This is a genomic window from Streptomyces sp. SYP-A7185, from assembly GCF_046103685.1.
GTDB lineage: Bacteria > Actinomycetota > Actinomycetes > Streptomycetales > Streptomycetaceae > Streptomyces.
In genome coordinates this window covers 8861577-8884606 of the sequence record NZ_CP122310.1, presented here as the reverse complement: position 1 = coordinate 8884606, position 23030 = coordinate 8861577, and the positions used below count along the sequence as shown (strand labels likewise).

25 protein-coding genes and 1 pseudogene are annotated in these 23030 nt (G+C 71.8%); 14 read left to right on the top strand and 12 right to left on the bottom strand.

Features of this window, described 5'->3' with window-relative positions:
- On the top strand, window positions 1-924 hold the full coding sequence (locus QBL25_RS39070) for a VOC family protein (RefSeq protein ID WP_409061697.1): 924 nt from the start codon (window positions 1-3) through the stop codon (window positions 922-924).
- 33 nt (window positions 925-957) lie between these two features.
- The gene (locus QBL25_RS39065) at window positions 958-1860 is read left to right on the top strand and encodes a SigB/SigF/SigG family RNA polymerase sigma factor (RefSeq protein ID WP_409061696.1); all 903 of its coding nucleotides are present in this window, start codon (window positions 958-960) and stop codon (window positions 1858-1860) included.
- On the opposite strand, the gene QBL25_RS39060 is transcribed toward QBL25_RS39065, so the two are convergent.
- Window positions 1857-2396, bottom strand: a complete 540-nt coding sequence (locus QBL25_RS39060) for a DUF3291 domain-containing protein (RefSeq protein ID WP_409061695.1) — start codon at window positions 2394-2396, stop codon at window positions 1857-1859. The genes QBL25_RS39065 and QBL25_RS39060 overlap by 4 nt on opposite strands.
- Window positions 2397-2428: 32 nt before the next feature.
- Window positions 2429-3097 carry a helix-turn-helix transcriptional regulator gene (locus QBL25_RS39055; protein ID WP_409061694.1) on the bottom strand — a complete coding sequence of 223 codons (669 nt, stop codon included), beginning with the start codon at window positions 3095-3097 and terminating at the stop codon, window positions 2429-2431.
- A 118-nt stretch (window positions 3098-3215) separates the two neighbouring features.
- Between QBL25_RS39055 and QBL25_RS39050 the strand changes: the two genes are divergently transcribed.
- Window positions 3216-3692 carry a glutaredoxin domain-containing protein gene (locus QBL25_RS39050; RefSeq protein ID WP_409061693.1) on the top strand — a complete coding sequence of 159 codons (477 nt, stop codon included), beginning with the start codon at window positions 3216-3218 and terminating at the stop codon, window positions 3690-3692.
- 239 nt (window positions 3693-3931) lie between these two features.
- Here QBL25_RS39050 and QBL25_RS39045 read toward each other — a convergent pair whose 3' ends face one another.
- A complete protein-coding gene (locus QBL25_RS39045; RefSeq protein WP_409061692.1) occupies window positions 3932-4480 on the bottom strand; it encodes a DUF1062 domain-containing protein in 549 nt (182 codons plus the stop codon).
- A 366-nt stretch (window positions 4481-4846) separates the two neighbouring features.
- Between QBL25_RS39045 and QBL25_RS39040 the strand changes: the two genes are divergently transcribed.
- Window positions 4847-5749, top strand: a complete 903-nt coding sequence (locus QBL25_RS39040; RefSeq protein ID WP_409061691.1) for an ANTAR domain-containing protein — start codon at window positions 4847-4849, stop codon at window positions 5747-5749.
- Between the two features lie 31 nt (window positions 5750-5780).
- On the opposite strand, the gene QBL25_RS39035 is transcribed toward QBL25_RS39040, so the two are convergent.
- A complete protein-coding gene (locus QBL25_RS39035) occupies window positions 5781-6665 on the bottom strand; it encodes an NAD(P)-dependent oxidoreductase (protein WP_409061690.1) in 885 nt (294 codons plus the stop codon).
- A gap of 48 nt (window positions 6666-6713) precedes the next feature.
- Here QBL25_RS39035 and QBL25_RS39030 point away from each other — a divergent pair, with 48 nt between their 5' ends.
- A complete protein-coding gene (locus tag QBL25_RS39030; RefSeq protein WP_409061689.1) occupies window positions 6714-7148 on the top strand; it encodes a MerR family transcriptional regulator in 435 nt (144 codons plus the stop codon).
- Window positions 7149-7185: 37 nt separating this feature from the next.
- Here QBL25_RS39030 and QBL25_RS39025 read toward each other — a convergent pair whose 3' ends face one another.
- Window positions 7186-8559, bottom strand: coding sequence for a lipase family protein (locus QBL25_RS39025; protein WP_409061688.1), 1374 nt, complete (start codon window positions 8557-8559; stop codon window positions 7186-7188).
- 233 nt (window positions 8560-8792) lie between these two features.
- Here QBL25_RS39025 and QBL25_RS39020 point away from each other — a divergent pair, with 233 nt between their 5' ends.
- The 3 genes from QBL25_RS39020 (at window position 8793) to QBL25_RS39010 (ending at window position 10545) form a co-directional block, all read left to right on the top strand.
- Entirely contained in the window at window positions 8793-9440 is a 648-nt protein-coding gene (locus tag QBL25_RS39020; RefSeq protein WP_409061687.1) for a TetR/AcrR family transcriptional regulator, read from the top strand.
- A gap of 122 nt (window positions 9441-9562) precedes the next feature.
- On the top strand, window positions 9563-10045 hold the full coding sequence (locus tag QBL25_RS39015) for a MarR family winged helix-turn-helix transcriptional regulator (protein ID WP_409061686.1): 483 nt from the start codon (window positions 9563-9565) through the stop codon (window positions 10043-10045).
- Window positions 10042-10545, top strand: coding sequence for a MarR family transcriptional regulator (locus tag QBL25_RS39010; RefSeq protein WP_409061685.1), 504 nt, complete (start codon window positions 10042-10044; stop codon window positions 10543-10545). Before QBL25_RS39015 ends, QBL25_RS39010 begins: the two co-directional genes overlap by 4 nt.
- Before the next feature lie 32 nt (window positions 10546-10577).
- Here QBL25_RS39010 and QBL25_RS39005 read toward each other — a convergent pair whose 3' ends face one another.
- The gene (locus tag QBL25_RS39005; RefSeq protein WP_409061684.1) at window positions 10578-11033 is read right to left on the bottom strand and encodes a hypothetical protein; all 456 of its coding nucleotides are present in this window, start codon (window positions 11031-11033) and stop codon (window positions 10578-10580) included.
- 197 nt (window positions 11034-11230) lie between these two features.
- On the opposite strand from QBL25_RS39005, the gene QBL25_RS39000 reads away from it, so the two are divergent.
- The gene (locus tag QBL25_RS39000) at window positions 11231-11632 is read left to right on the top strand and encodes a nitroreductase family deazaflavin-dependent oxidoreductase (RefSeq protein WP_409061683.1); all 402 of its coding nucleotides are present in this window, start codon (window positions 11231-11233) and stop codon (window positions 11630-11632) included.
- Window positions 11633-11645: 13 nt separating this feature from the next.
- Here the strand turns inward: QBL25_RS39000 and QBL25_RS38995 are convergent, their stop codons facing one another.
- Both QBL25_RS38995 and QBL25_RS38990 read right to left on the bottom strand, forming a co-directional pair.
- On the bottom strand, window positions 11646-12410 hold the full coding sequence (locus tag QBL25_RS38995) for an NAD(P)-binding domain-containing protein (RefSeq protein ID WP_409061682.1): 765 nt from the start codon (window positions 12408-12410) through the stop codon (window positions 11646-11648).
- 92 nt (window positions 12411-12502) lie between these two features.
- Window positions 12503-13147, bottom strand: coding sequence for a DNA alkylation repair protein (locus QBL25_RS38990; RefSeq protein WP_409062937.1), 645 nt, complete (start codon window positions 13145-13147; stop codon window positions 12503-12505).
- A gap of 541 nt (window positions 13148-13688) precedes the next feature.
- Here QBL25_RS38990 and QBL25_RS38985 point away from each other — a divergent pair.
- The gene (locus tag QBL25_RS38985) at window positions 13689-14057 is read left to right on the top strand and encodes an STAS domain-containing protein (RefSeq protein ID WP_409061681.1); all 369 of its coding nucleotides are present in this window, start codon (window positions 13689-13691) and stop codon (window positions 14055-14057) included.
- A 64-nt stretch (window positions 14058-14121) separates the two neighbouring features.
- Window positions 14122-14982, top strand: coding sequence for an alpha/beta fold hydrolase (locus tag QBL25_RS38980; protein WP_409061680.1), 861 nt, complete (start codon window positions 14122-14124; stop codon window positions 14980-14982).
- A 97-nt stretch (window positions 14983-15079) separates the two neighbouring features.
- On the opposite strand, the gene QBL25_RS38975 is transcribed toward QBL25_RS38980, so the two are convergent.
- Together QBL25_RS38975 and QBL25_RS38970 are read right to left on the bottom strand one after the other, a co-directional pair.
- Window positions 15080-15337 carry a hypothetical protein gene (locus tag QBL25_RS38975; protein ID WP_409061679.1) on the bottom strand — a complete coding sequence of 86 codons (258 nt, stop codon included), beginning with the start codon at window positions 15335-15337 and terminating at the stop codon, window positions 15080-15082.
- Between the two features lie 53 nt (window positions 15338-15390).
- Window positions 15391-16767, bottom strand: coding sequence for an FAD-binding oxidoreductase (locus tag QBL25_RS38970; RefSeq protein ID WP_409061678.1), 1377 nt, complete (start codon window positions 16765-16767; stop codon window positions 15391-15393).
- A gap of 226 nt (window positions 16768-16993) precedes the next feature.
- Between QBL25_RS38970 and QBL25_RS38965 the strand changes: the two genes are divergently transcribed.
- On the top strand, window positions 16994-18820 hold the full coding sequence (locus QBL25_RS38965) for a GAF domain-containing protein (RefSeq protein ID WP_409061677.1): 1827 nt from the start codon (window positions 16994-16996) through the stop codon (window positions 18818-18820).
- A gap of 65 nt (window positions 18821-18885) precedes the next feature.
- A pseudogene (locus tag QBL25_RS38960) lies at window positions 18886-19125 on the top strand (VOC family protein); the annotation flags it as partial.
- 16 nt (window positions 19126-19141) lie between these two features.
- Here the strand turns inward: QBL25_RS38960 and QBL25_RS38955 are convergent.
- Entirely contained in the window at window positions 19142-20500 is a 1359-nt protein-coding gene (locus tag QBL25_RS38955) for an MFS transporter (RefSeq protein ID WP_409061676.1), read from the bottom strand.
- A 298-nt stretch (window positions 20501-20798) separates the two neighbouring features.
- Here QBL25_RS38955 and QBL25_RS38950 point away from each other — a divergent pair, with 298 nt between their 5' ends.
- Window positions 20799-21878, top strand: coding sequence for a polyprenyl synthetase family protein (locus QBL25_RS38950; protein WP_409061675.1), 1080 nt, complete (start codon window positions 20799-20801; stop codon window positions 21876-21878).
- Here QBL25_RS38950 and QBL25_RS38945 read toward each other — a convergent pair.
- The gene (locus QBL25_RS38945) at window positions 21846-23021 is read right to left on the bottom strand and encodes a winged helix DNA-binding domain-containing protein (RefSeq protein WP_409061674.1); all 1176 of its coding nucleotides are present in this window, start codon (window positions 23019-23021) and stop codon (window positions 21846-21848) included. The two genes, QBL25_RS38950 and QBL25_RS38945, sit on opposite strands and share 33 nt — an antisense overlap.
- Window positions 23022-23030 lie beyond the last annotated feature (9 nt).

Below are 23030 nucleotides of genomic sequence, written 5' to 3'. Positions count from 1 at the left end.
GTGAGGAACGAGCGTGAGCAGCAGCGACGAGAGGCGCCCGCCCCGCGCGCGAGGGGGCAAGGCCGCCCGGCGGGACGTTCCGGGACCGGCGTACGGCCGCTTCGGCGTACGGGAGGGCTGCGCCTGGTTCCTGCGCCCGGCGAGCGGCGGCCCGCCGCGCCCGGCACGAACCTGTCGGCGGGCGCCCCGGGCGCGACGTGGGGCGCGCCCTGCTGGCTGAGCCTGGCCTCGGGCGACGTCCTGGCGGCCAGTGCGTTCTACGCCCGCGTCCTTGGCTGGTGTCACGTGCCGCTGCTCGGTCCGCAGGGCAGGACGCGCCTGCTGGCGCTGCGGGAGGGCGCGCCGGTGGGCACCCTCAGCCAGGCCACGTGCGACCTGGGCGTCTCCGCGGGATGGATCCCCTACTTCGGCGTGCGGGACGTGGACGGCACGGTGGACCGGCTGCGTGAGCGCGGCGCCACCCTCGCCGTCGGCCCGCTGACCACCGGGACCGGGCGGCTGGCCGTGGCGGCGGGCCCGCAGGAAGCGGTGTTCGGTCTGCGCCGGCAGGCCCCCGACCCCCGCTGGCGGGCGGGTGCGGGACCCGTGGCCGGATTCGAGCTGCGTACGCCGGACATCTTCGCCGCCGCCTGCTTCTACGGCGACCTCCTGGGCTGGGCCGGTACGCCCGGCGACAGCTGCGAGGTGGAGTACACCCACGGGCGGATCGAGGTGCGCGAGGGGCTGCGCACGGTCGCCACGCTCACGGACGCCCCAACCTCCGGGTGGCGCCCGTGCTTTCGCGTGGCCGACGTCGAGGTGGCCGCCGTCGCGGCGGCGGGCTGGGGCGGACGGATCGTCTCACCGCCCGACGGGCCCCCCGAGCGGCGCGAAGCGGTCCTCGCCGACGCCGAGGGAAATCCCTTCACCGTCATCGCGGGCTGAGCAATCCAGAACGAGAGTGTGAGGAGTCAGACGATGTTTCTGCAGGCAGCGAACGTGGACGACGTCGCTGAGCCGACCTGGCGGCCGCAGGGCGAGCGGGAGCCGGGAGCGGGCGTCGGGCTGCCGTGGATCGAAGAAGCCGACCAAGTGGCGCCGAAGGACGCCCGGGAGCTGTCGAAGCTGTTCTTCGAAGAGCTCGCGATGCTGGAGGAAGGCTCCCCCGCCTATCTCTACACGCGCACCACACTGATCGAGATGAACCTCTCCCTGGTCCACTACGTGGCCGGCCGCTACCGCAACCGCGGGAACGGTCAGCTGGAGGACATCGTCCAGGTCGGAACCGTGGGTCTGATCAAGGCCATCGACCGGTTCGACGTCGGCCGCGGCGTCGAGTTCGTCTCCTTCGCCGTCCCCTACATCCTGGGGGAGATCAAGCGCCACTTCCGCGACACCAGCTGGGCCGTTCACGTCCCCCGCAGACTCCAGGAGCTGCGGCTGCAACTGGTCAAGTCCCAGGAGCGGTTGTCCTCGCAGCTCGGGCGCGAGCCCACGGTGTCCGAGCTCGCGGCCGCTCTCGCGGTGACCGAGGAACAGGTCCTCGAGGTGATCGTCGCGGCCAACGGCTACGCCGCCGGCTCGCTGGACAGCCCGCGCGGTGAGGGCGAGGACAGCGGGGACCGCACCACGGGCCGCTCCCTTTCCGACGTCATGGGCGAGGAGGACCCGGCCATCGAGGTGTTCGAGGACCTGCACGCCTTGGGTCCGCTGCTGGCCCGGCTCGACGAACGCGAACGCCGCATCATCGAGCTGCGCTTCGGCCAGGAGATGACCCAGGCTCAGATCGGCGCCGCGCTGGGCCTCTCGCAGATGCACGTCTCCCGGCTCCTGTCGGCCACCCTGGCCCGGCTGCGGGTCGGCCTGCTCACGCGCGACTAGCGGGGCGGCGCGTACGCGTCGTGTGGGTCCCGGCAGTGCGTGGCCCGGACCCGCACGTCGTCCTGGAGCCCCGCGGCCTCGGCCGCGGTGTGGGAGGAGCTGAAGGTGAACGCGCGCGGGGAGGGCCCGTGCGCCTGCAAGTGCGCCAGGCGCTCCAGGGCTTCGCCGACGGTCGGCAGGTGTCCGGCGGGGACCCACCACAAGACCATGTGCGCCTGGACGTGCCGCTCGAACCAGGCGCGGCGCTGCCGCATCACCTCCAGGTGCCCGCTGCGGTAGGTGAAGTCCCACAGGGCCTCCTGGGTCTGCCACACCGACAGGTTGACGATGACGGACTCCCCCGCCGGGCGCAGGCCGGTGGCGTCGGCCGCTCCCTCCTCCACGAGCCGCCACACGAATCCGGGGGCGTCGTCCGCGGTGGCGTTGATCGGATCGAGCAGCTCGACGAACGGCGCGATGCGCGGGTCGTCCAGGGGGTGCAGGAGCGTGGCGACGTTGAGTTCGGCGAGGTGGGCGGCGCGCGGGGATGCGGTCATGGCCTCATCCCAGCATGGCCCGCTTTTCTATGTCAATGAATATTGTTTTTAGAAGGTTCGAGCACCACGCAGCACTCCCCGGGCCGAGCGTCCATGCGCGCGCGGACCGGCCCTTCGGCGCCGAGCAGTCCCTCCAGCAGGGCGAGGTTCATGCCGCAGACGAGCGGCGGGAAGCGCTCGGCCACGGCATGGAAGGGACAGTTGCGCATGCGGACGACCGGCGCCGCCTCCTCGCCGTCCTCCAGGTGCGGCTCGTAACCACGCTCGGCCAGCACCTCCATGGCGTCGTCGAGACCCGCACAGGGGGCTGCCGGGCCGCGCAGGGCGTCGCCCCTGCGGCGCGCGGCCGCGTAGAGCCCGGCGTCGAGACCGGCCTCTTCGGCGGCCTCGGCGAGGAGTTCGGCGGCCGTGCGGTAGTCGCGGGCCGGCAGCGACACCGACCGTTCACCCCGCGCCCGCGTATAGACCTTGGCGGGGCGGCCCGCTCCCGGCCCGGAGCGGCCCGTCAGGCGGCGGCTGCCGCTCTCGAGGAGTCCGGCGGCCGTGAGCTTGTCCAGATGGTGCGCGGCGAGCGTGCGCGCCACCCCGGCCGCCTCGGCGGCCTCGTTGCGCCCCACTTCCCGGCCCTGGCCCGCCACGTACTCGTACAGGCGGCGCCGCACGGGATCCTGCAGTACCGCGATCGCTTCGATGTCCTCCACCCGGCCATTCTAGGAACAACCGAGGTTGGAGATAGAAGCTCAGGGGGCCGTCCGTTCATCAACGCCCGGCGCGGGAGCCGCTGGGAGCGTCGGTCGGGCGTCGGTAGCCTGCGTCTTCATGATGCGCGCCTGGGTTCTGCCGTTCTTGCTGGTGCTCTGTGGAGCGTTCGTCGCGGTCGGCCTGGTCTCCGGGGGCAGCCCTGGGGCGGCCGCGGCCGCCGCGGCGGGGTTCGTGTTGCTCGCGGTCGTGCACTCGCCGCTGTTCTTCCCGCGGTCGGTCAGCGCGACGGAGGCCGCGCGCCGCAGCGCGGCCGACGGCCGGCCCGTCGTCTTCTGGCGGTCGGGCTGCCCCTACTGCCTGCGGCTGCGCATGCGGTTGGGGCGCGATGCCCGCCGCGTGCACTGGGTCGACATCTGGCGTGACCCGGCGGGGGCCGAAGCGGTGCGGGCGGCCAACGAGGGAGACGAGACCGTGCCGACGGTCCTCGTTTCGGGACGGCCGCACGTCAATCCCGATCCCGCGTGGGTGCGTGCGCAGGTCCGCCGCCCGCCCGCCGGGAGAATGGGCCGGAACGGGGACAGGCCGCGTTCGTAGTGGGACGCTGTGAGGGTCCGGCGCCGTCGCCGAGTGCGACAGCGCTCGGGGGCGCGAGAGACCGAGGCTCCCCCTCGATCGGCTCTCGCGCGAAGTGCCCCCGGCGGCGCGAGAGCGCGGGAGTTACCTCGTCGCCGCGCCCGGAGGGCCAAGGCTGGGGCCGTATTGTCGGTGATACGGCCCCGGCCCGCCGAGACCTCTCGGCAAGCCCGCCCCGACCGGCCTCTTGTCGGCGGGGCTCAGCGTTTGAGCGTGAAGGTGAAGTCGTCCGAGAGCTTGCCGGTCAGCCGGACCGCCGAGACGAGCTTTCCCTCCACGATCAGTCGCTCGGCCTCGGCCCGTGCGAGACCGCACCCTTCGGCGATCAGGCGCACCGGACGGACCGGGATCCGGGCCGCGAAGCGGACCGCGACATCGATCACCTCACGGTCCAGGTGGTCCGAACCACCCGTGTCCAGGCGCCACGCGCGCTCCCAGTCCAGGGCGATGCGATTGCGGCGCCGCACGACGGGATCCTGAAGCAGCTCGGCCGCCAGGCCAAGGTCGTTGCCGTGCATCCGCTCCAGCAGCTCGGGCCGCAGGGAGCGCACGTGCACCCGCTCCAGAACCGTGAGCTTGGTCGTCTCCCCGCACGCGGCGCACAGGGCGAGGAGCCAGGCGTCGAGGAGTTTGTGGTGCGCGTTGACACGGAACTTGCCGTGCGCCCGGAAGCGGTCGGACCCGCAGGAGTGGCAACGGCGGAGAACGGTCGGCAGGCAGGTGGGCATGACCACCCAGCGATTGAGCACAGAAGTACACCGGTTTCAGTGAGAAGTCCGCAGCAGGAAGCAGCGCGGCACGCGAGGCGCGACGCGCGACGAATCAGCGCTCGGGAAAACTCACAGGGTGTACAACGGCACGTCCTTGCCTGGTCTGCTCGGTCCGGCAGCACGGTAGGGGCTCACCATGGCGAGGTTCCACCGGTTTTTCGAGCCGGCACCATCGTCCCCGCGCACGCCTGAGTTTCGGGGCGGCGGTCACACCTCCCACACCTCGGGTTAAGGTCACCTGGTGTGTGAGCAGCGGGCCCTCCGGACGGAGCCGGAGCGGACGGAGCCGGCGATGCCGCGACCGCTACTCCATGATCGACTAAAAGGACAGGGCAGAGTGCCGCCATGGGAGACAACGTGACGAACATTCCGTCTGCGCCCCAGCCCGAGAACCAGCCCACGCCCCAGGGCATCCCCTCCCAGAGGTCCGAGACGGACGAACTGCGGGCCACCGCCGAGCACCTGCGCGGGCAGGTGTCCGAGCTGGAGATCCAGGCACGCTCACGCCCCCGGATCGCCATGGCCGAGGGCGTCCTGGTCGAACGCTACCGACTGGAGAACGCGGAAGCGGCGTTCGACCTTCTGCGCCGGGCGTCCCAGCGCGCCAACATCAAGCTGCACCAGCTGGCCGCCGCGGTGGCCCGGACACCGGGACCGGCACCCGGCGCCAAGACGTGGCTGAGCGGACGGACACAGCTGCCGGTGCCCGACCTGACTTCGCTCGGCGCGGGCCCGCTCAACGCCGCCAACCAGGGCGAGGTCCTCGGCGCCGCGCTCCAGCACGTCCTGACGGTCACCGGTACGGACATGGGCAACGTGCAGCTGTACGAGGACGGTGTGCTGCGGATGGCGAAGCACGCGGGTCTGTCCCGGCAGTTCACCGACTACTTCGCCTTCGTCGACGGAAACACCTCGTGCTCGCGGGCCGCCGTCGCCAGCAACCAGGTCACCGTCAAGGACGTGGCCGCGTCCCCCGGCTTCGACGAGGAGAGCCGTCAGGTGATCCTCGCTGCCGGCAGCCGCGCCTGCCACAGCATCCCGCTCGTCGACGACGAGGGCCTCGTCCGCGGCGTCATCTCCTCCCACCACGCACGCCCCCTGGTGGGTTTCACCCAGGCGCAGCTCCAGACCCTGCACACCGCCGGCCGCACCCTCGGCAACTGGATCAAGTGGCACCAGCACACCGTCCTCGGCGCCGCGCTGGAGGACCTCCACCGACTGGCCCTCGCCTCCCGCCAGCAGCGATAGCGATGGCGGGAGCGGGCGCGGGAGCGGCAGGTCAGTCGACGCGGGGCTTGGTGAACTCCTCGATCAGCACGGGATACTGCTCCCCTCCGTGCCCGGCGGCGATCGCACGGTCGGCCATGGCTTTGATCAGGCGGGGCAGTTCGGCGTTGACGCCCAGCGCCTCGCTCTCCTCGATCAGGTGCGCCATGGCCCGTACGTCGGTCTCCAGAGCGGACACCTCGGCCGGGAAGGACCCGCGGTCGATCTGCTCGGCGTACCCGGGCAGCCAGCCGGCGACACCGGCGGCGATCTGCCGCGCGAACGGCGCGTAGGCCGCGGCATCCACGCCGGCCGTCCTGAGCAGGGCGGTGCCCTGGAGCCAGGCGTTCAGGACGCTCCACATCATGGTGAGGCCCGCCACGTCGTACAGGGACGCCAGACCGTGGTCCGCGCCCAGGTAGGTGACCGTGCCGAGGGCGTCGAGGGTCGGCTCGTGCTCCTCGAAGTCCGCTTGCGGTCCGCTGTGCAGAATCACCGCGTCGGCGGTCCCGATGCCCGACGGGATGGCCATGACGGCGCCATCCAGGTATCGGGCTCCGCGCTGCTCGGCCCAGCGGGCGGTCTCGCGGGCCTGGGCCGAGTCGCCCGAGGTCAGATTGACCAACGTCACGCCGTGCAGGGTGACTTCACGCGCGCCGAGCAGCTCGTGCACGGCCTGGTAGTCGGTGACACAGATGACCGTCAGGGAGCCCGCCGTGAGGGCGTCCCCCACCGTCGGTGCCAGCTGTGCTCCTCGGGCGATCAGTTGGTCGGCTTTGGAGGCCGTGCGGTTCCAGACGGTGGTGGGGTGCCCGGCCTTCAGGAACGCGCCGGCGAGTGCCTGGCCCATCAGGCCGAGTCCGATGACGGCGACGGGTGTATCGGTGGTGTTGTTCATGGCAGCATCGTCAACGTTCATACCGGTATGAAGGTCAAGTGAGGTGCGATGCGCATCGGGGAACTGAGTCGTCGTACGGGCGTCCATGCCCACCAGTTGCGCTACTACGAGGCGCAGGGCCTCCTGGAGGCGGAGCGCAGGGCGAACGGCTACCGCGACTACGACGAGAGCGCCGTCCTGCGGGTCAAGCAGATCCGCCATCTGCTCGGCGCCGGACTGTCGTCCGAGGACATCGCGTACGTGCTGCCCTGCGCGGTCGGCGAGACCCCCGAGCTGCCCGGGTGCACCGAACTGCTGACCGCGATGCGCTCGCGGCTCCAGCGGCTGGAGGATCAGATGCACCAGCTCGCTCGGTCACGTGACGCTCTGAACCTCTACATCGACGCGGCCGAGCGCACGGGCAGCGAGGGTTATCCCCCCTTCGCCGCGGGCGCCGAGGCCGAGGCCGTCGAGAACGCCGGGCCCGAGTCCGTCCCCGCCTGAGCCTTGTCGGGCAGGCGGGGGCGGCGGGCCCCGGGGGTCAGGGCTGGAGCGGCATCTTCCAGCAGGCCGACGAGGCCGGCTTGCCGGCGAGGCGGTCGGTCAGCCAGGAGACGGCGTCGCCCTGGTCGGTGATGAGCGGCACCAGGTGATTGGTGAGGATCTTGTCGCCGAGGTTGGGCAGCACCAGGGGTTCGTAGGTGACGTTGCCGCCCTTGCGGCACCAGTCCACGGCCAGTTGCCGGGCCTGCGCGTGCGGAACGATGTCGTCCTGGACGCCGGTCGCCAGACGCACCGGGCCGGTGGGCTTGAGCGTGCCGATGCGCTGCTTGTCCAGGGCGGCCTTCGCCCGCGGGTCGGCGGCGATGATGTCCCCGACGGACTTGCCGTCCTTGGTCCACTTGCTGCTCTTGGTGAAGCCGTAGCCGAACAGCGCGTCGCCGACGCACATCGTCGAGGCGTCCTTCAGCGCCGCCTTCCCCGCGGCGCTGATGTGCGTGTCGACGACCGCACGCAGATCGGGGTCCGCCTGGGCGAAGCCGGTGATCGACCAGGCCAGCGCACCGGCCAGCGCGCTGCCGTCGATCCCCTTCATCACCGAGGTCAGATCCGCCGGCGGCGCGCCCGAGTAGGTCCCGGCGAGCTTGATGTCGGGTGCGTACGAGGACTGGAGTTCGGCGGCCGACGCGCTGGCGCCACCGCCCTGGCTGTAGCCGTACAGACCGGTGGGCGACGCGGCGGTGACCGACGCCCCCGGCACCGTACGGGCCGCGCGGGCCGCGTCCAGCAGGGCGTGTCCCTGGTCCAGGCGGTTGACGTAGGTGTGCGCGCGGTCGGTGGTGCCCAGGCCGACGTAGTCGGTGATGACGACGGCCGCGCCGGTGGCCAGGATCCGGTAGATGGCCAGGGCTTCGTAACCCACGGAGACCGTTTCGCCGTTGAGGGTCAGCGGGTGCTGGAGGGCGAAGGAGGGGGCGCACTGGTCGCCCTGGCCCATGGTGCCCGAGGCCACCGCGACCAGGGGGCGCGGTCCGGGTTTCGTCCAGGCGGCCGAGGGTTCGATGTAGGCACCGGTCACGGCGACGGGCTGCCCGGTCGAGTCGGTGGACTTGTACATCAGGCGGGTCGCGGTGCCGGGCATGGGGCGCCCGTCGAGGCCGGGGATGCTCAGCCCGAGCGGCAGGGGCTCGGTGCGGATCAACGCGCCGTTGGCGGAGGGCAGTTCGGCGGGCGGAGTGTAGAAGGCGGGGATGGTGACGCCCCGGGAGACCACGGGCTGCCCGTCGGCCGCGGTGGCCAGGGCGCCCGAGAGGCCCACGCAGACGGCGCCGGCGGCGACGCCCGCCACCAGGCGCGGAAGGGTGTGCGGGCGGGGGCCGGGGGCGGTGCGCGAAGGGTGTCTTGTGCGGCTCAAGGTGTGCTCCTCGCTGGAGGTCCCGGGATCTGCCGATCCGGGGGTTCAGATGGCCGTGTCGGACACGCAGACGGACGGCAGGGTGACGTGCGCATGACACTTCGGACCAACTGGGGTTACCCGCTGGTTACTTACGGGAGAGTAAGGCTGGGTGTCAGTCTGTGACAAGACGTCTGCGTGCGTCATCCGGTGGCTCGCTAAGCTGCCGTGGTCGAGGCAGAGGAGAGTCGAGAGTGCGCGAGGCGCCCACCCCAGAACGAGGGCCGGCGGCGGCAGCCGACGTCAGACCGTCGCTCGTCCAACGGCGGAAAGCAGCTCTCCGCTTCGAGATATCCCAAGCAGCCGTCCGCCTCTTCACCTCGCAAGGCGTCACCGCCACGACGGGCGAACAGATAGCGCGGGCCGTGGGCATCTCCGCCCGCACGATGTGGCGCCACTTCCCCACCAAAGAGAGCTGTGTGCTGCCCCTCCTCTCGGCGGGCCTGGACTTCGCCGTGGCGGAACTGCGCCGCTGGCCGCCGCAGATGAGCCTGCTGGACTTCTTCGCCGAGACCTGCCGCGTCGGCGAGCTGCCCGCGTACACCCCCGTGATCCTGGATCTGATCCGGATGACCGCCACCGACCTGGCCCTGCGTTCCGTCTGGCTCCAGGCCCACGACGAGGCCCTGCCCGTGCTCGGACGCCTCCTGGCCCAGCGGTCCGGCGGCAGCCCCGACGACCTGGACGTGAAGGTGCACGCGGCCACCCTCAACGGCGCGCTGCGCGCGGCGGCGGAGGACTTCGCCCAGCGGTACGCGGACGACCCCGAGGCGTCCGGCGACGAAATCACCGCCTGCCTGCTGGCGGCCTTGCGGGCCGCGTCGGAGGGCTTGCCGTACTGAGGCGCGGCGTCCGGGCCCCCTCACGGACAAGCGCCCGGCGTCTCTCGCCCCGCACGGGCCCTAGCGCCGGACCGCGAGAAAATAGTAGCCATGTACATAGTAGCCATGTACCGTATCGTGATGTGAATGCAGCAACTGAAGGCGCCACGGCGGGATTTCTGGTCTGGCGCCTGTCGATGAAGTGGCGGGTGGCCGTCGACCGTGCGGTCGCGCCGCTGGGCCTGACCCATGCGCAGTACGCGCTGATGGCGTCGTTGTACGGCATGTCGCGCTCCGGGGTGCAGCCCAGCCAGCGCCGGCTCGCCGACCACACGGGGCTCGAACCGCTGTACGTCTCCAAGCTCGCCCGTGCCCTGGAAACCGCGGGGCTCGTCGCCCGTACCCGCGATCCGAGCGATCCACGTGCCATGCAGCTCTCTCTCACCGAGCAGGGGCGCGATGTCACGCGCCGCGCGATCAAGGTGGTGCAGGGCCTGCTGGACCAGCTGCTCGAACCGCTCGGAGGACAGCACAGCCCGCGCGCACGGGAGTTCACGCGCGAGCTGTCCCTCCTGCTCGACACGCCCCTTGATCCGCACACCGAGAACGACGAGGAGCAGACATGACCACCACCACGCCCACCACCTCCACCACGCCCAACACGCCCACCACCGCACCGACGCCCGGGACCGCGCCGACGACCAACGGCCGGGTCATAGCCCTGGCGCACTACGCCGCCCGCGCCCTCCTAGAGGGCGTACTGACCCGCCACGGCGCCACGTTCCACCACAGCGTCACACTGCGGTACGTCGTGATCTCGGGCGGATCCGTCGGCCACGACGCGCTCGTCCGCGAGGTCGTCGGCTCACTGAAGGTCGACGCGTCCGTCGTGCGCGACGTGATCGAAGAACTGACGGCCACGCAGCTGCTGGAGACGGACCCAGCGGAGGCCTCCCTGCTCCGGCTGACTAAGGCCGGACGCGAACTGCACGACGTCACCTCCGCCGAGACCGCAAAGATCTCCGCCCGCCTGTACGCCGACATCCCGCCCGAGGACCTCGCGGTCACCGGCCGTGTCCTGACCCTGCTCACAGAACGCGCGAACGCCGAGCTGTCAGCCGCCTGAAAGCGCCGCCCTCCCCCGGCCCCTGCTTGCCGCTACTCGACGCGGGTCATGACCGACTTGTAGCCACCACCGCCCGGGTAGACCCACTCGCTCTCCATGGTGGTGCCGTCCGCGTCGAACGTGCCGCGCATGTAGGCGGGGGACCCCTTCTCGCCGCCCCAGATGGTCAGGGTGTCGCCCTCGATCTCGTAGACGTAGTCGAGGGTGTTGCCCTGGTTGTCGTAGAACCGGGACCACACGTCCTCACTGGGTGCCTCGTGTCCCGCGAACGGGTTGAAGAGGTGGCCGATGACCTCCAGGCCGCGGATGTCCATGCCGTCCTGACGGAGCTCCACGTGCTGGAGGAGGAAGAACTTCCCGGACGCCCACTCGTATCTGACCGTGCCTTCGACGCCGCCGCTCACCTGCCAGGTTCCCACCAGACGATCCAGTGCCCGCACCTTGGCGCTCGGCTCCGCGGGGGCGGGGGGCGTGGGGGTCTCACTCATCGAAGTCTCCTCGGTCGGGAAGTGATGTCGGTCAGGCAGACCGCCGGGAGCGCGGAAACTCATCGCCAACGGCATGTTCGACGTGTCGTTACGCCAGGCGCGCCGACGCGGCACCACGCTGATGGGAAACCGCGGCTCGACCATGAAGAGTTGGCCGGTGCACGCGGAACAAGAAGAAGGCACGAAGGAGACGGCAGATGCTGTTCGGTAAAGAGCATGTCGAGCGTTACGTGGCGACCGATGGCGAGGAGGGCCACGACTGGCAGAACACGACGGTCCTGATCCTCACCACCACCGGCCGCAAGAGCGGCGAGCCGCGCAGCACTCCGCTGATCTACCGGCCGTACGGCGACGACGTGCTCGTCGTCGCCTCCAACGGCGGAGCCGACCAGCCGCCCCTCTGGTTCCGCAACATCGAGGCGAACCCCGAGGTCCAGGTGCAGGTGAAGAGCGACCGCTACACCGCCCGCGCGCGTACCGCCACGCCGGAGGAGAAGCCGGACATGTGGCGGACCATGGCCGCCACCTGGCCGTCCTACGACGACTACCAGCGCAAGACCGACCGGGAGATCCCGGTGGTCGTCCTGGAGCGCGTCTGAGGCACGGGTCCCCTTACAGGTCGCCCAGGAGGCCGTCCAAAGCCCGGTTGAGGGCTTGGGAGTTGGCCGGGCCGAACCACGTCGTGCGGATGCGTTCGTTGTTTCCGTTCGGTGTCTCGTGGTCGGCGGCGAGTTGCCGCAGCGAGCGGGTCTCGTCGCCCAGGGCGCGGCCGACGGCCTGGAAGAGTCCGCGGACGTAGCGCTCGGCGTCGTCGGTCGCGATGCCGTGACCGACGGCCCAGTCCGTGAGCGTGGCCAGATACGCGTAGTGGCTGGTCAGCGTGCCCGTCAGCGCGGAGAAGACGTTGAATGCCGCCTCGTCCGCGACGGGCTGTGCCCCGCCGAGCCGTGCGAAGAGCGCGTCGGCCACCGGATGGGCGGGGAAGGTGACCGTGACGGAGCGCCGCTCGCGCACGGCGGGCAGGGGGATGGCCCGCACCACGTCCGCGTCGGTCGCGAGGATCTGGCGCAGGTCGTCGTTGGCGACGCCCGCCATCACGTTGATCACCGTCTTGTCGGCTCCCACCGTCAGACCGGCCAGTGCTTCGTGCCGGTCCTTCGCGCGTACGGCGATGATCACCACCTGGGAGTGGTCCACCACCTCCTGGTTGCCCGCGCAGACCCGTACGCCCGCGTAGCGCCCGGCCAGCTCCGCCGCCGTGCGTGCTCCCCGCGGGGAGAGGAGGATCTCTGACGACGTGTCGGCCCCGTCGTCGCACAGGCCCTCCACGAGGGCCCGGCCGATCTCGCCCACCCCGATGATGCCGATACGTCTCACTGTGTCGTCCTCCCTGACTGCGCCGCCCGCTGCCTCGTCCACGACAGTGTGATCGCGACGAGCGCCACCGGACAGGGGCTGAGCCCAGCCGCTCAGCGCGCCTGCCGGCGTCGCACCATCTCGGAGATCCATGTGGGGGCGAACGGAGACGTGCAGCCGGCGGACGTGGGGTAGTCCTTGAGCACCTCCAGGCGCTCACCGATGTCGACGGCCCGCGCACGGTACGCGGGGTGCTCGATGCCGATCTGCGCCAGGCAGTGGTTCATCGCCCACTGCAGACGGGCCGGTGCGTCCTTCATCTGCGATTCGATCACGTCGAGCAGGGTCGCGAGGTCGAGGCCCTCGGGCTTCTTGGCCACCCGTTCGGTGGTCAGCGCCCAGCCGGCGGCGGCGACCACGGGGTCCGCGTCGGCCGACCAGGCCACGCGCAGCTCTTCCGCGTGCGGGTTCTTCTTCACCACGTAGTTCACGAGCCAGTCGTGCACCTTGGGTGCACGTGCCTGGCGCAGCATGCGGTCCAGCTCGTCGCGCGTGAACGCCTTCGGGCGGCAGATCAGCAGCGCCAGGAGTCTCGCCGCGGTGTCGTCCGTCTCCCAGAGTTCGCGGGCCAGTTCCTGCTGCGTCTTGAGCCGCTTGGCCAGCGCGCGCAGCTTGCCGAGATGCACGCCGTGGTCGTCACCGTGCTTCTCGTTCACCGCGCGCGCCTTGGGGTCTTCAAGCGCTGCCAGCTCGGCCATCACCTCGCCCACCGCTGTCCCGGCCACCTCAGCCTCCCGTTCCCGCTCTCGTCCCACGTACGGAAAATCAGCCTAGCCGTCGGCAGTGACAAGCCGGCGCGGGAAGCGCGGGCGGCGCCAGAAGCCACCAGAGGTGTCGGTCCGCTTGTCTCGATCTGGTCGGCCTAGCCGTCCATCGCATGGGCAGGCATCCCAGCGAGGAGCCCTCTCAAGTGCCGTACCGACCGGGAGATCCCGCGGGGTCGCTGAGCACGTGGCCGCGGAGCGGGCCTCGCCTCTTGAGGAGGGAGCACTCCAGGCGGGGCCCGCGCAGACGTAACCTGTCGATCCGGCGGTCTGCCCACCCCGACGCGGCACCGACTCCGCCCGGGGTGTTCCTGGAAGCAGCGTTCCACTTATGCCGCGCGTGTGGCGCAGCATTTCGGGGCATATTCATGCGCGACGGGCGAGGGCCACCGAGGCTCCCGCCTGGTCCAGCCCGCCCATCTGCCCCACCCATCCGCCCCACCAGCCGATTCACGCACCGAGGAGACCGCGAGACATGGCTCCCGCCTCACCCCAACCGATGCATGTGGACACGGTCCTGGGCCTGGAGCCCGTACTGATGCGCGTGTCGGGGGACCTGGACATGGTCAGCGCACCGGCGCTGCGCAGGGCGCTGGACCCCTTGCTGGCCAAAAGGGTCGAGCTGGACCTCGCCAACGTCACCTTCATCGACTCCTCCGGCGTCAATGAACTCCTGTCCCATCACGAACGGTGCCGGGAAGAGGGCGGCCGTCTGACCGTGCTCCATCCGTCCAGGGCCGTACGGCAGATCCTCCAGCTCCTCGGCGTGGACGAACTGCTGGCGGATCAGGGCAGCGCCGGCAGAAGGCGCGATCAGGGGGACGGCCCCCCGGGCCTGGCCTAGCCGGCCCGCCGCCCTTGCCAAATCGGTGTGCGCATGACCGCGTGCCCCTCTACCGTGACCCGCGATGACACTCCTACATGCTCATGACTACGGGGGCGAAGGTCCCCAGCTGGTTCTCCTGCACGGCTTCTCACGCTCCCTCACCGACTGGGACGCCGCAGCCGCCCACCTCACCGCCGGACACCGTGTTCTGGCCCTCGACCTTCCCGGACACGGCCGCTCGCCTCGTATCTCCCCCTGGACCATCCCCGCAGTGGTGCGGGACATCGCCGAAACCCTCGACGCGCACGGCGTGACGGAGGCCGTGCTGGTGGGCCACTCCCTCGGCGGCATGATCGCGGTCGAGTACGCCCGGGTGAACCCGCGGCGCGCTCCGGTGCGTGCCGCCGTGAACCTGGACGGCTTCTGGTGGGCCCGCGACTACCCCGGCGCCACACAGGTGAGTGAAGGCCTGCTGGCCACGGCCGGGGCCGTCGCACCGCCCGAGTACGTCGCGCAGAAGGTCACCGCCGCCACCCGGTTCGGGATTCCCGCCGGGCACGCAAAGGCCGCTGCCCGCGCCGCCGCGCGCCCCCTGCCCGACGGCACGTGGCAGACGCTGCCGGAGCCGCCGGAGGCCCGGGAGATCGTGGACGAACTCCACAGGCTCGCCGCGCCCGGCGTCCTGGCCTGGCTTGAGGCGGTCGAGCTCCCGCTGCTGCTGGTGCAGGCCGGGCGCCAACTGCCTCCCGCCCCCGGCATGGAGTGGTTCGCCGAGTTCAGCGCGCGGTTCGCCCAGGAGGTCGGCGACGACCTGGACAAACTCTCCCGCGCCCGGCCTTCGGTCAGCGTCCACCGGATCGAGGCCACCCACCTCATGAACATGGAGGCTCCGCGGGCGGTGGCCACCCTGATCGCGGCGTACGTGCGAGAACTGCCCGCATAGCGCTCCGCTCCGCCCCCCCCGGAGGCCCGCCGCCGGAAGCGGACGCCGTGCCCACCGGCCCGACACCCGATCGGGTGCGGGCCGGTGGGCGAAGTGCTCAGCGCAGGGGCGGCAGGGCCTTCGCCGCGTGGTCGACGACGTTTCCGTTGGAGCAGTTGTTCTGGTGATCGCCCGTCCAGTCGCCGCCGACCGGCACCACGGCGAGCTCTTGCAGGCACACGGCCGCCGCGGTGAAGTCCCAGTTGTTCGCGGCGTTCGCTCCTTCTCCGAAGTTGCTGTCGTTGTCGGCGTGGGCGGGGGCCGCCATGGCGATGCTGCCGAGGACGAGCCCGGCCAGCGTGGTGATCTTCTTCATGCGCTGTCAACGAAGATCACGCGATGACGTCACCGGTGCGGACGAGGGAGCGGTCAGGACAGCACCTTGCCGGGGTTCAGCACGCCGTACGGGTCGAGTGCCCGCTTGACGGCCCGCTGCATCGCCATGACCTCCGGCGTGATCTCCGCGGCGAGGCCGGGGCGCTTGAGCAGGCCCACCCCGTGTTCGCCGGTGACCGTGCCGCCCAGGGCGATCGCATCGGCGATGATCTCGGCGAAGGCCGCCTGCGCACGCGTGCGTGCGGCCTCGTCGCCGGGCGGGGTGATCAGCAGCGGGTGGAGGTTGCCGTCGCCTGCGTGCGCGATGTTGGCGATGAGGATGCCGTGCCGGGTGGCGGTCTTCTCGATGCGGCCGAGCATCTCGGGGATCGCCTCCTTGGGCACGCAGACGTCCTCGGTGAGGACCGGGCCCAGGCGTTCCAGCGCGGGGTAGGCGAGGCGGCGGGCCGCGAACAGGGCGTCGGCCTCCTGCTCGTCGGTGGACCGCTCGGCCCAGGAGGCGCCCGCCCCGCGGAAGCACGCGACCATGCGCTCGGCCTGGGCGGAGCCGGTCTCGCCCGGCTCGTCGATCCGGCCCAGGAGCACCACGTCGGCGTCCACCGAGAGGCCCATGTTCTTCCAGGCGTCCACGGCCCGCAGGCAGTGCCGGTCGATGAGTTCCAGCGCCGACGGGGTCAACCCGGCTGCGGCGACGGCGCGTACGGCGGCACCGGCGTCGACCACGGAACCGAAGTGACCGGCGACCGTGATCGCGGGCGGGGGCAGGGGCCGCAGGCGGACGGTCACCTCCGTGACGATGCCCAGCGTCCCTTCCGAGCCGACGACGAGTCCCGTCAGGTCGTAGCCGGCGACGCCCTTGGCGGTGCGGCGGCCGAGCCGCACGATCTCGCCGAGGCCGTTGACCATCTCCAGGGCCAGGACGTAGTCGCCGGTGACGCCGTACTTGACGCAGCAGACTCCTCCGGCGTTGGTGGCCACGTTGCCGCCGATGGTGGACCACGGCGAACTGGCGGGGTCGGGCGGATACCACAGCCCGTGCGCGGCCACCGCCTCGCGCAAGTGGTCGTTGACGACGCCGGGTTGGACGACCGCGAGCCGCTCAAGGGGGCTGACCTCGACGATCCGGTCCATGCCCGCCAGCGCCACGACCACGTGGCCGTCACCCGAGTTGGCTCCCCCCGACAGCCCCGTGCCCGCGCCGCGGGCGACGACCGGGGTGCGGTGACGGATACAGGCGCGGACCGTGTCCGCGACATCTTGGGTGGACGTCGCGCGGACGACGGCCGCGGGGCGACCGCTGGGCGCCCATGCCGCTTGGTCACGGCGGAAAGCCTCGACGCCGTCCGGATCGGTGAGCACCCGGTCGGCTGGGACGTGCTCGAGGATCGCTCGAACGACCGTGGCACTCATCGTGTCTCCTCTCGGTGGGTTCGCCCCGAGGCGGGCCTTCCGGTGGCGTGCATACCTGTATCCGTCCCCTCGGCGCAGGACCGCCGGGCCGGCGCGGGCGGTGCTGCTGATGTCGATCGAAACACGGTGGAGCGGTGAGCCGTACGGAGACGATCTCCATGCTCCGGGCGCCGTGACGGAGAGACCCTCCACAGTGGGCTCCTGGGGCCCCCGGCATCATGAGGGAGTGCACCTGACCGAGAACCGCTGGCTGCGGCTGCTGTCCGAGGCCCCGTCGCCCGACGAGATCGACGCGCTGCGCCTCGCGCTCCTCGCCGAGGGGCACCCCGCCGACGAGGTCGAGGATTCCGCCGCGCACGCCCGCGAGATCCTGCGGCGCATGACCCGGCAGCAGCGGGAGTCCGCCGAGCTGTCGGCGCTCAACGACCTGGCCCGGCGCCTGGGGGCACTGACCGCGTCCAGCGGCGTGCTGCGCGAAGTGGCGGCGCACGCGCGGCGGCTGCTCTCCGTGGACCTCGCGTACATCATGGTCCTCCACGACGACCGGCGGCTGCGGATCGAGACCGTCGACGGCTCGATGGGCTCGACGCTGCGGGGCATCGAACTCGCGCCGGGAGAGGGCCTCGGCGGCCTCGTCCTGCGCAGCGGCGCGCCGCAGTCCACCCTCCGCTACCGCGAGGACCCCGGCATCACCCGCTCCCCCGCCGTCGACAGCGCCGCCGCGGCCGAGCAGCTCGGCGGGATCCTGGGCGTGCCGATGATCGTCGACGACGAGCCGGTCGGGGTCCTGCTGGCCGCGGACCGCAGTGCGCGCCGGTTCACCGACCGCGAGGTGGAGCTGCTCGCCGCGCTGGCGGCGCACGCGGCGGTGGCCCTGCGCAACGCCGCGCTCATCGCGGACCTGCGTGAGGCCAACCTGACGCTGCGGCACAGCGACTCCCTGCGCCGGGCCGAGGCGGAGCTGCGGGACCGGCTCACGGACGTCGTGGTCGGCGGAGGCGGCTACCGCGAGGTCGCGCGGGCCGTCACCGGCGCCACCGGCCTGACGGTGTCGGTCCTCGACGCGCACGGCGATCTGGTCGCCGGACCGGAGTGCGTGCGCCCGCAGCCCTGGACGGGCGAGAACGCGCAGGCCCCGCGCCGGTTCACGCACGACGCCCGGCACGGTGTGGCGCTTCCGGTGGCGGTCCGCGGGGGCCACACCGGTTCGCTGGTCGCCACCGCGGAGCGGGCCTTCCACGACGAGGACCTGCGGCTGCTGTCGATCGGCGCGGTCACCGTGGCGCTGGTGGCCGCGCTGGAACGCTCGGTCCTGGAGACGCAGTTGCGCACCCGCGGCGAGGTGCTGACCTCGCTGCTGTCCGCGGAGGCCGACGAGACCGGTGTGCGGCGCCGGGCGCTGGGCGCGGGCATGGACGTCGACGCCGTGGCGGCCGTCGCCGTGGTGGACGCCCGCGACACCGACCACACCGCCGAGCAGATCGCCCGGCTCGCCCAGGAGGCGTCGGGCTGGAGCGCACAGCTCGGCGACCAGATCACGTTCCTGGTGCCGGGCCTGGACCTGGCCGCGCTCAGAGCGCTGGTGCAACAGCGCGGCCTCGCCGGGCCGGTGGGCCTTGCCGCGTGCGGGCGCGGCGTCGCGGAGATCCGCCGGGCGCACCGCGAGGCGAGACAGACGGCCACGATGCTGCGCGCGCTCGGCCGGCCCGGGGTGGTCGCCGAGCCGGCGGAACTGGGCGCCTACCGCTGCCTGTTCACCCAGGCGGGCACCGATGACGCCCGGGTGTTCGTCCGCACGACCGTCGGACCGCTCCTCGTCCACGACCGGGAACGGGGGCGGGGCGGCGATCTGACGGCCACGGTCGCGGTGTACCTGGCCAACGCGCAGCACCACGCCCGCACCTGCGCGGCTCTGCACATCCACGCCAATACGCTCTACCAGCGCCTGAACCGCGCCGACGAGCTGCTCGGCAGGGGCTGGCGCGGCGCGGACCGGGCCCTGGACATCCAACTCGCCCTGCGCCTGCACGATCTGGCGGGCCGGTTGTCCTGAGCGGGGGCCTAGGCTCGCGCCCATGCTGAAACTCGGAGTTCCCGTCATCGGCGTCGGCCCTGCAGTACAGCAAGTCACCGGCGGAGCCCCGCCCGCGCCTGCACCTGGATCTGTTCACCGACACCACCCAGGAGCAGCGGACCGAGGTCGAGCGGCTCATCACCTTGGGGGCCCGAGCCGTCCCCTGGGACTCGTATCCCCCCGAGCCCGACTTCGTCGTGCTCGCCGACCCGGACGGCAATCTCTTCTGCGTGGTCGACCTGAGCCGGGCCCCCAGCGGCAGCGGCGGACGTCCGTCGAACTGACGGCCCGCCCCCGCCGTCAGCCGCCCTGGGCGGTGGAATCCGCGAAAGGCGCCGCCTCTCCGCGCCGCCCGCCGTTCGTGGCCCGCGGCCCCTCGCGCAGGACGGCCGCGCCCACCCCGGCGGTGACCATCACGATGCCGACGATCCACAGCCCGGTGTCGATGTCACCGGTGGCGTCGCGGGCCCACCCCGTCACGTACGGCGCGAGGAAACCCGAGGCGTTGCCGAGGGTGTTGATGAGCGCGATGCCCGCCGCCGCGCCCGCGCTCGTCAGGACGGTGGGCGGGAAGTGCCAGAAGACCGGCAGCGCGCAGAAGATGCCCATCGCGGTGACGGTGACCAGGATCATGACCGCGTACGGCGAGTCCAGGTAGAGGGCGGCGGGGATCGTCAGGCTGCCCACGATCACCGGTCCCGCCAGGTGCCAGCGCCGTTCCCCGGTGCGGTCCGAGTGGCGGCTCCACGCCACCATCGCGATCGCTCCGGCCACGAAGGGCACGGCCACCACGGCTCCCGTCTGGACCAGGCTGAACTCGGTGTCGAACCGCTCGGAGAAGCCCTCCACCAGGGTCGGTCCGAAGAACGACAGGGCGTACAGGCCGTAGACGACCCCGAAGTAGATGCCGCCCAGCGCCAGCACCTTGCCGTTGAGCAGGGCACGCCGGGCCGAGCCCTCCGCGGCGGGCGCGAGTTCGGCCCGCTCGGCCTCCAGGGCCGCTGCCAGTGCCCCGCGCTCCCCGGGGGTGAGCCAGGCGGCGTCCTCGGGCCGGTCGGTGAGATAGAACCAGCAGACCACGCCGAGGAGCACGGCGGGCACGCCTTCCAGCAGGAACATCACCCGCCAGCCCTCAAGGCCGAGGAACCCGTCGAGATACGTGATGATCGCCGTGGACAGCGGCGCTCCCAGGGCGCTGGACAAGGGGATGGCCACGAGGAACGCGCCGATCAGCCGCACCCGTTCGGCGCGCGGCAGCCACCACGTCAGATACAGCATGATCCCCGGGAAGAAGCCCGCCTCCGCGACGCCCAGCAGCACGCGCACCGCGTACAGCTGCCCGGCGGACTGCACGAAGGCCAGCAGCATCGCGCACAGCCCCCACGTCACCATGATGCGGGCGATCCAGCGCCGCGCGCCGAACCGGTGCAGGGCGAGGTTGCTGGGCACCTCGAACAGCAGGTACCCGATGAAGAACAGCCCCGAGGCGAGGCCGAACATGGTCTCCGTGAGGCCGAGGTCCTCGCTCATGGTCAGCTTGGCGAAGCCGATGTTCGTGCGGTCCAGGTAGTTCACGAAGTACACAAGCCCCAGGAAGGGGATGAGCCTTCGAGCGATCTTGCGCAGTGCGCTGCGGCGCAGCGACTCGGCTTCCGTCATCGATGACTCCTCGTGTCCCTGTGCAGCGGTGTCGCTGTGCCGGGTGGTGACCGTCTCGCCGGGTGAGCCCGCTCACCGTAGGCAGGGCGACGCGGCAGGCACAGGGAGAAGTTCTCCGCCCTCGCCGGGCAGCGATGGAGAAACCGTCCATCCCGCACAACCCGGTGGGCTCGGCGCGGGCGGGCCCCGCGGCGCAGCGCGGGCCGCTCAAGGTCTCCCCCGCACCGGTGACGGGGCGTTGGGCGACTCATGCCAGGCTGGGCACCGCACCCGTACAGGAAGGCCGGTCCCCACCTCCATGAACAGCAGCACCGTCAGCGCCTTCGAGCGTGCCGCCGGTCATCGGCGGCGGTTCGACGCGTCCTTCGAGAAGTACTTCGCCGACCTCGCGGAGGGCCTCGACGGCGCCCGGCTGGGCCGCTTCCCCTCCCGGTGCCTGGAACTTTTGGCGCAGTTGTCGCTGCGCGGCGGGAAACGGATCCGGATCACCCTGCTCCACGAGGCGGCGGCCCTGGTCACCCGGGACGAGATACCCGGCCTCGCGGAGGCCGCCCTGAGCCTGGAGCTGCTGCACAGCCACGCGCTCATCCTCGACGACATCATGGACGACTCGCCCATGCGGCGCGGCGGCCCCTCCACGTACCACGCGTGCCGCGCGGACCTCCCGGACCATCCGCAGGCCGCGCTCGGCCTGGCCATGATGGCGGGTGACCTCGCCGGTTTCCTGGCCCTGCGGGTCCTGTCCGACGCCGACCTGCCCGCCGACCGCAAGCAGGCCCTGCTCGACGTCCAGTTCGGGGTGACGACCGACACCGTGATCGGGCAGGTCCTCGACCTCGAACGCGACGTGCACCCCTCGGCCGGCGAGGGGCTGCTGGAGACGGTGGCCGAGTACAAGACCTCGCGCTACAGCCTCCTCGCCCCCTTGCGCCTGGGTCTGCTCGCCGCGGGCGCGGACCTGGCGGAACACGAGGAGAGCCTGCGCCGCTACGCCCGGCTGGCCGGCCTCAGCGGCCAGCTGCGCGACGACTACCTCGACCTCTTCGGCGACCCCGACGTCACCGGCAAGCCCAGGGGCGCCGACCTGCGCTCAGGCCGCCACACCTATCTGACCCGCGAGCTCCTGGCCGCCACCGGCGGCGACGACCACGCGGCCGTCAAGGCCGCGCTCGGTGACCGCGCCTGCACGCCCCACACCATCGACCGGATCCGCGACATCGCCCACCGCCACGACGTCCACACCCGCATGCAGGCGACCATCGACCGCTACGCCCACGCCGCCACCGCCGAAGCAGCCTCCTGGCACCGGCACTGGAACGGCGAAGCCGTCGACCTCTTCGAGCAACTACCCCTGTGGAACACCCGCAGGACCCACTGACCGCTCCAGCATCCGCACCTCGCCACCGGCCTCGGGGAGCTTTGCCCACCAGTGGTGATAGCGGCTGTAGACGGCCGTTTCGCGGTCGCCGAGGAACGCCGTCAGGCAGCGGGCCTCCTCGGCCAGCGCGTCCCACGCGGCGGGGGTCAGCGGGTGGAAGGCGGTGGCCTCGATGCCGCCGGGCAGCGCGCGCCACACGCCGGCGACCTGGCCGTCGACCAGCACGGTGGGCAGGACGTCGCCGTTGCGCCGGATCACCCATGGCCGGTAGGCCGGGGGTATCACCCGCCCCCGGTCGGCATACGCCAGCAGGACGCTGTCCCACATGGCCATGAGCCGGGGAGGCGCGGGAGTCCCGCCGGGCGGCCGGGGAGCGCCGGGGAGGTCGAAGAGCACCTCACCGTCCGGTCCTCGGAGCTGTTCGACGGTGTCGCCCAAGTCCACGAGCGCCGCACGCACGGCTGTCCTGCGCACCAGGGCGAACTGCGCCACGTCCGCCGCCGACGCGGGCCCGAACCCCGCCAGATAGCGCAGGATCAAGGCCCGCAGCGCCTGCGGGTCCGCCGCCCGGCCGCTCGGCACGGGTCCGTTGCGGGCCGCGACGAAGGACGGCCGCGGGCCGAAGGACCAGGGCCCGCCGGCCGGGACGTGGTGCAGCGGCGCGTAGGCCTTCAGGCCCCACCAGGCCCCCTCCTTCTTCTCCGCGCCCAGGCGCTCCTCGATCCACGCCTGCATCTGGGCCGAGGTCCGCGGCCGGTCGGCGAAGTCCAGCAGCTCGGGCACCAGTGCGTCGGCGTCCGCCGGGCCGAGCCCCGCGGCGGCGAAGCGGGAGCCGAGCCGGGAGGCGTACAGCGTGGGCTGCATCGCCGCGCGGAAGAGGGGATGGTCCTCGGCGTGCACCGCGTGCAGCGTGATCCGCATCAGGGTCGCCTTGACCAGCGAACGGCCGGCGAACGCGGCGTCGACGTCCGCCGCGGTGACACCGGTGAGCCGGTTCCACAGGGCGAGGTAGGGCGAGGCCGGCTCCTGCGCCTGGAGGGCGACCACGCGCCGCATGCCCTCCTGGACGGTCAGTGGCTCACGTGCCAGAAGGAGTTGGCGGCTGAGGGTGGCTCGGTTCAGTTCGCGCGCGGTGATCGTCACAGTCGGGGA

Excerpts from the sequence above, each read along its gene's own strand:
- QBL25_RS38985 (WP_409061681.1), top strand. The coding sequence starts at position 13,689 with ATGGCTCCCGCCTCACCCCAACCGATGCATGTGGACACGGTCCTGGGC.
- QBL25_RS39060 (WP_409061695.1), bottom strand. The coding sequence starts at position 2,396 with ATGACCGCATCCCCGCGCGCCGCCCACCTCGCCGAACTCAACGTCGCC.
- QBL25_RS38950 (WP_409061675.1), top strand. The coding sequence starts at position 20,799 with ATGAACAGCAGCACCGTCAGCGCCTTCGAGCGTGCCGCCGGTCATCGG.
- QBL25_RS39050 (WP_409061693.1), top strand. The coding sequence starts at position 3,216 with ATGATGCGCGCCTGGGTTCTGCCGTTCTTGCTGGTGCTCTGTGGAGCG.
- QBL25_RS39030 (WP_409061689.1), top strand. The coding sequence starts at position 6,714 with ATGCGCATCGGGGAACTGAGTCGTCGTACGGGCGTCCATGCCCACCAG.
- QBL25_RS39035 (WP_409061690.1), bottom strand. The coding sequence starts at position 6,665 with ATGAACAACACCACCGATACACCCGTCGCCGTCATCGGACTCGGCCTG.
- QBL25_RS39010 (WP_409061685.1), top strand. The coding sequence starts at position 10,042 with ATGACCACCACCACGCCCACCACCTCCACCACGCCCAACACGCCCACC.
- QBL25_RS38970 (WP_409061678.1), bottom strand. The coding sequence starts at position 16,767 with ATGAGTGCCACGGTCGTTCGAGCGATCCTCGAGCACGTCCCAGCCGAC.
- QBL25_RS38990 (WP_409062937.1), bottom strand. The coding sequence starts at position 13,147 with ATGGCCGAGCTGGCAGCGCTTGAAGACCCCAAGGCGCGCGCGGTGAAC.
- QBL25_RS38975 (WP_409061679.1), bottom strand. The coding sequence starts at position 15,337 with ATGAAGAAGATCACCACGCTGGCCGGGCTCGTCCTCGGCAGCATCGCC.
- QBL25_RS39065 (WP_409061696.1), top strand. The coding sequence starts at position 958 with ATGTTTCTGCAGGCAGCGAACGTGGACGACGTCGCTGAGCCGACCTGG.
- QBL25_RS38980 (WP_409061680.1), top strand. The coding sequence starts at position 14,122 with ATGACACTCCTACATGCTCATGACTACGGGGGCGAAGGTCCCCAGCTG.
- QBL25_RS38955 (WP_409061676.1), bottom strand. The coding sequence starts at position 20,500 with ATGACGGAAGCCGAGTCGCTGCGCCGCAGCGCACTGCGCAAGATCGCT.
- QBL25_RS39000 (WP_409061683.1), top strand. The coding sequence starts at position 11,231 with ATGCTGTTCGGTAAAGAGCATGTCGAGCGTTACGTGGCGACCGATGGC.
- QBL25_RS39005 (WP_409061684.1), bottom strand. The coding sequence starts at position 11,033 with ATGAGTGAGACCCCCACGCCCCCCGCCCCCGCGGAGCCGAGCGCCAAG.
- QBL25_RS39040 (WP_409061691.1), top strand. The coding sequence starts at position 4,847 with ATGGGAGACAACGTGACGAACATTCCGTCTGCGCCCCAGCCCGAGAAC.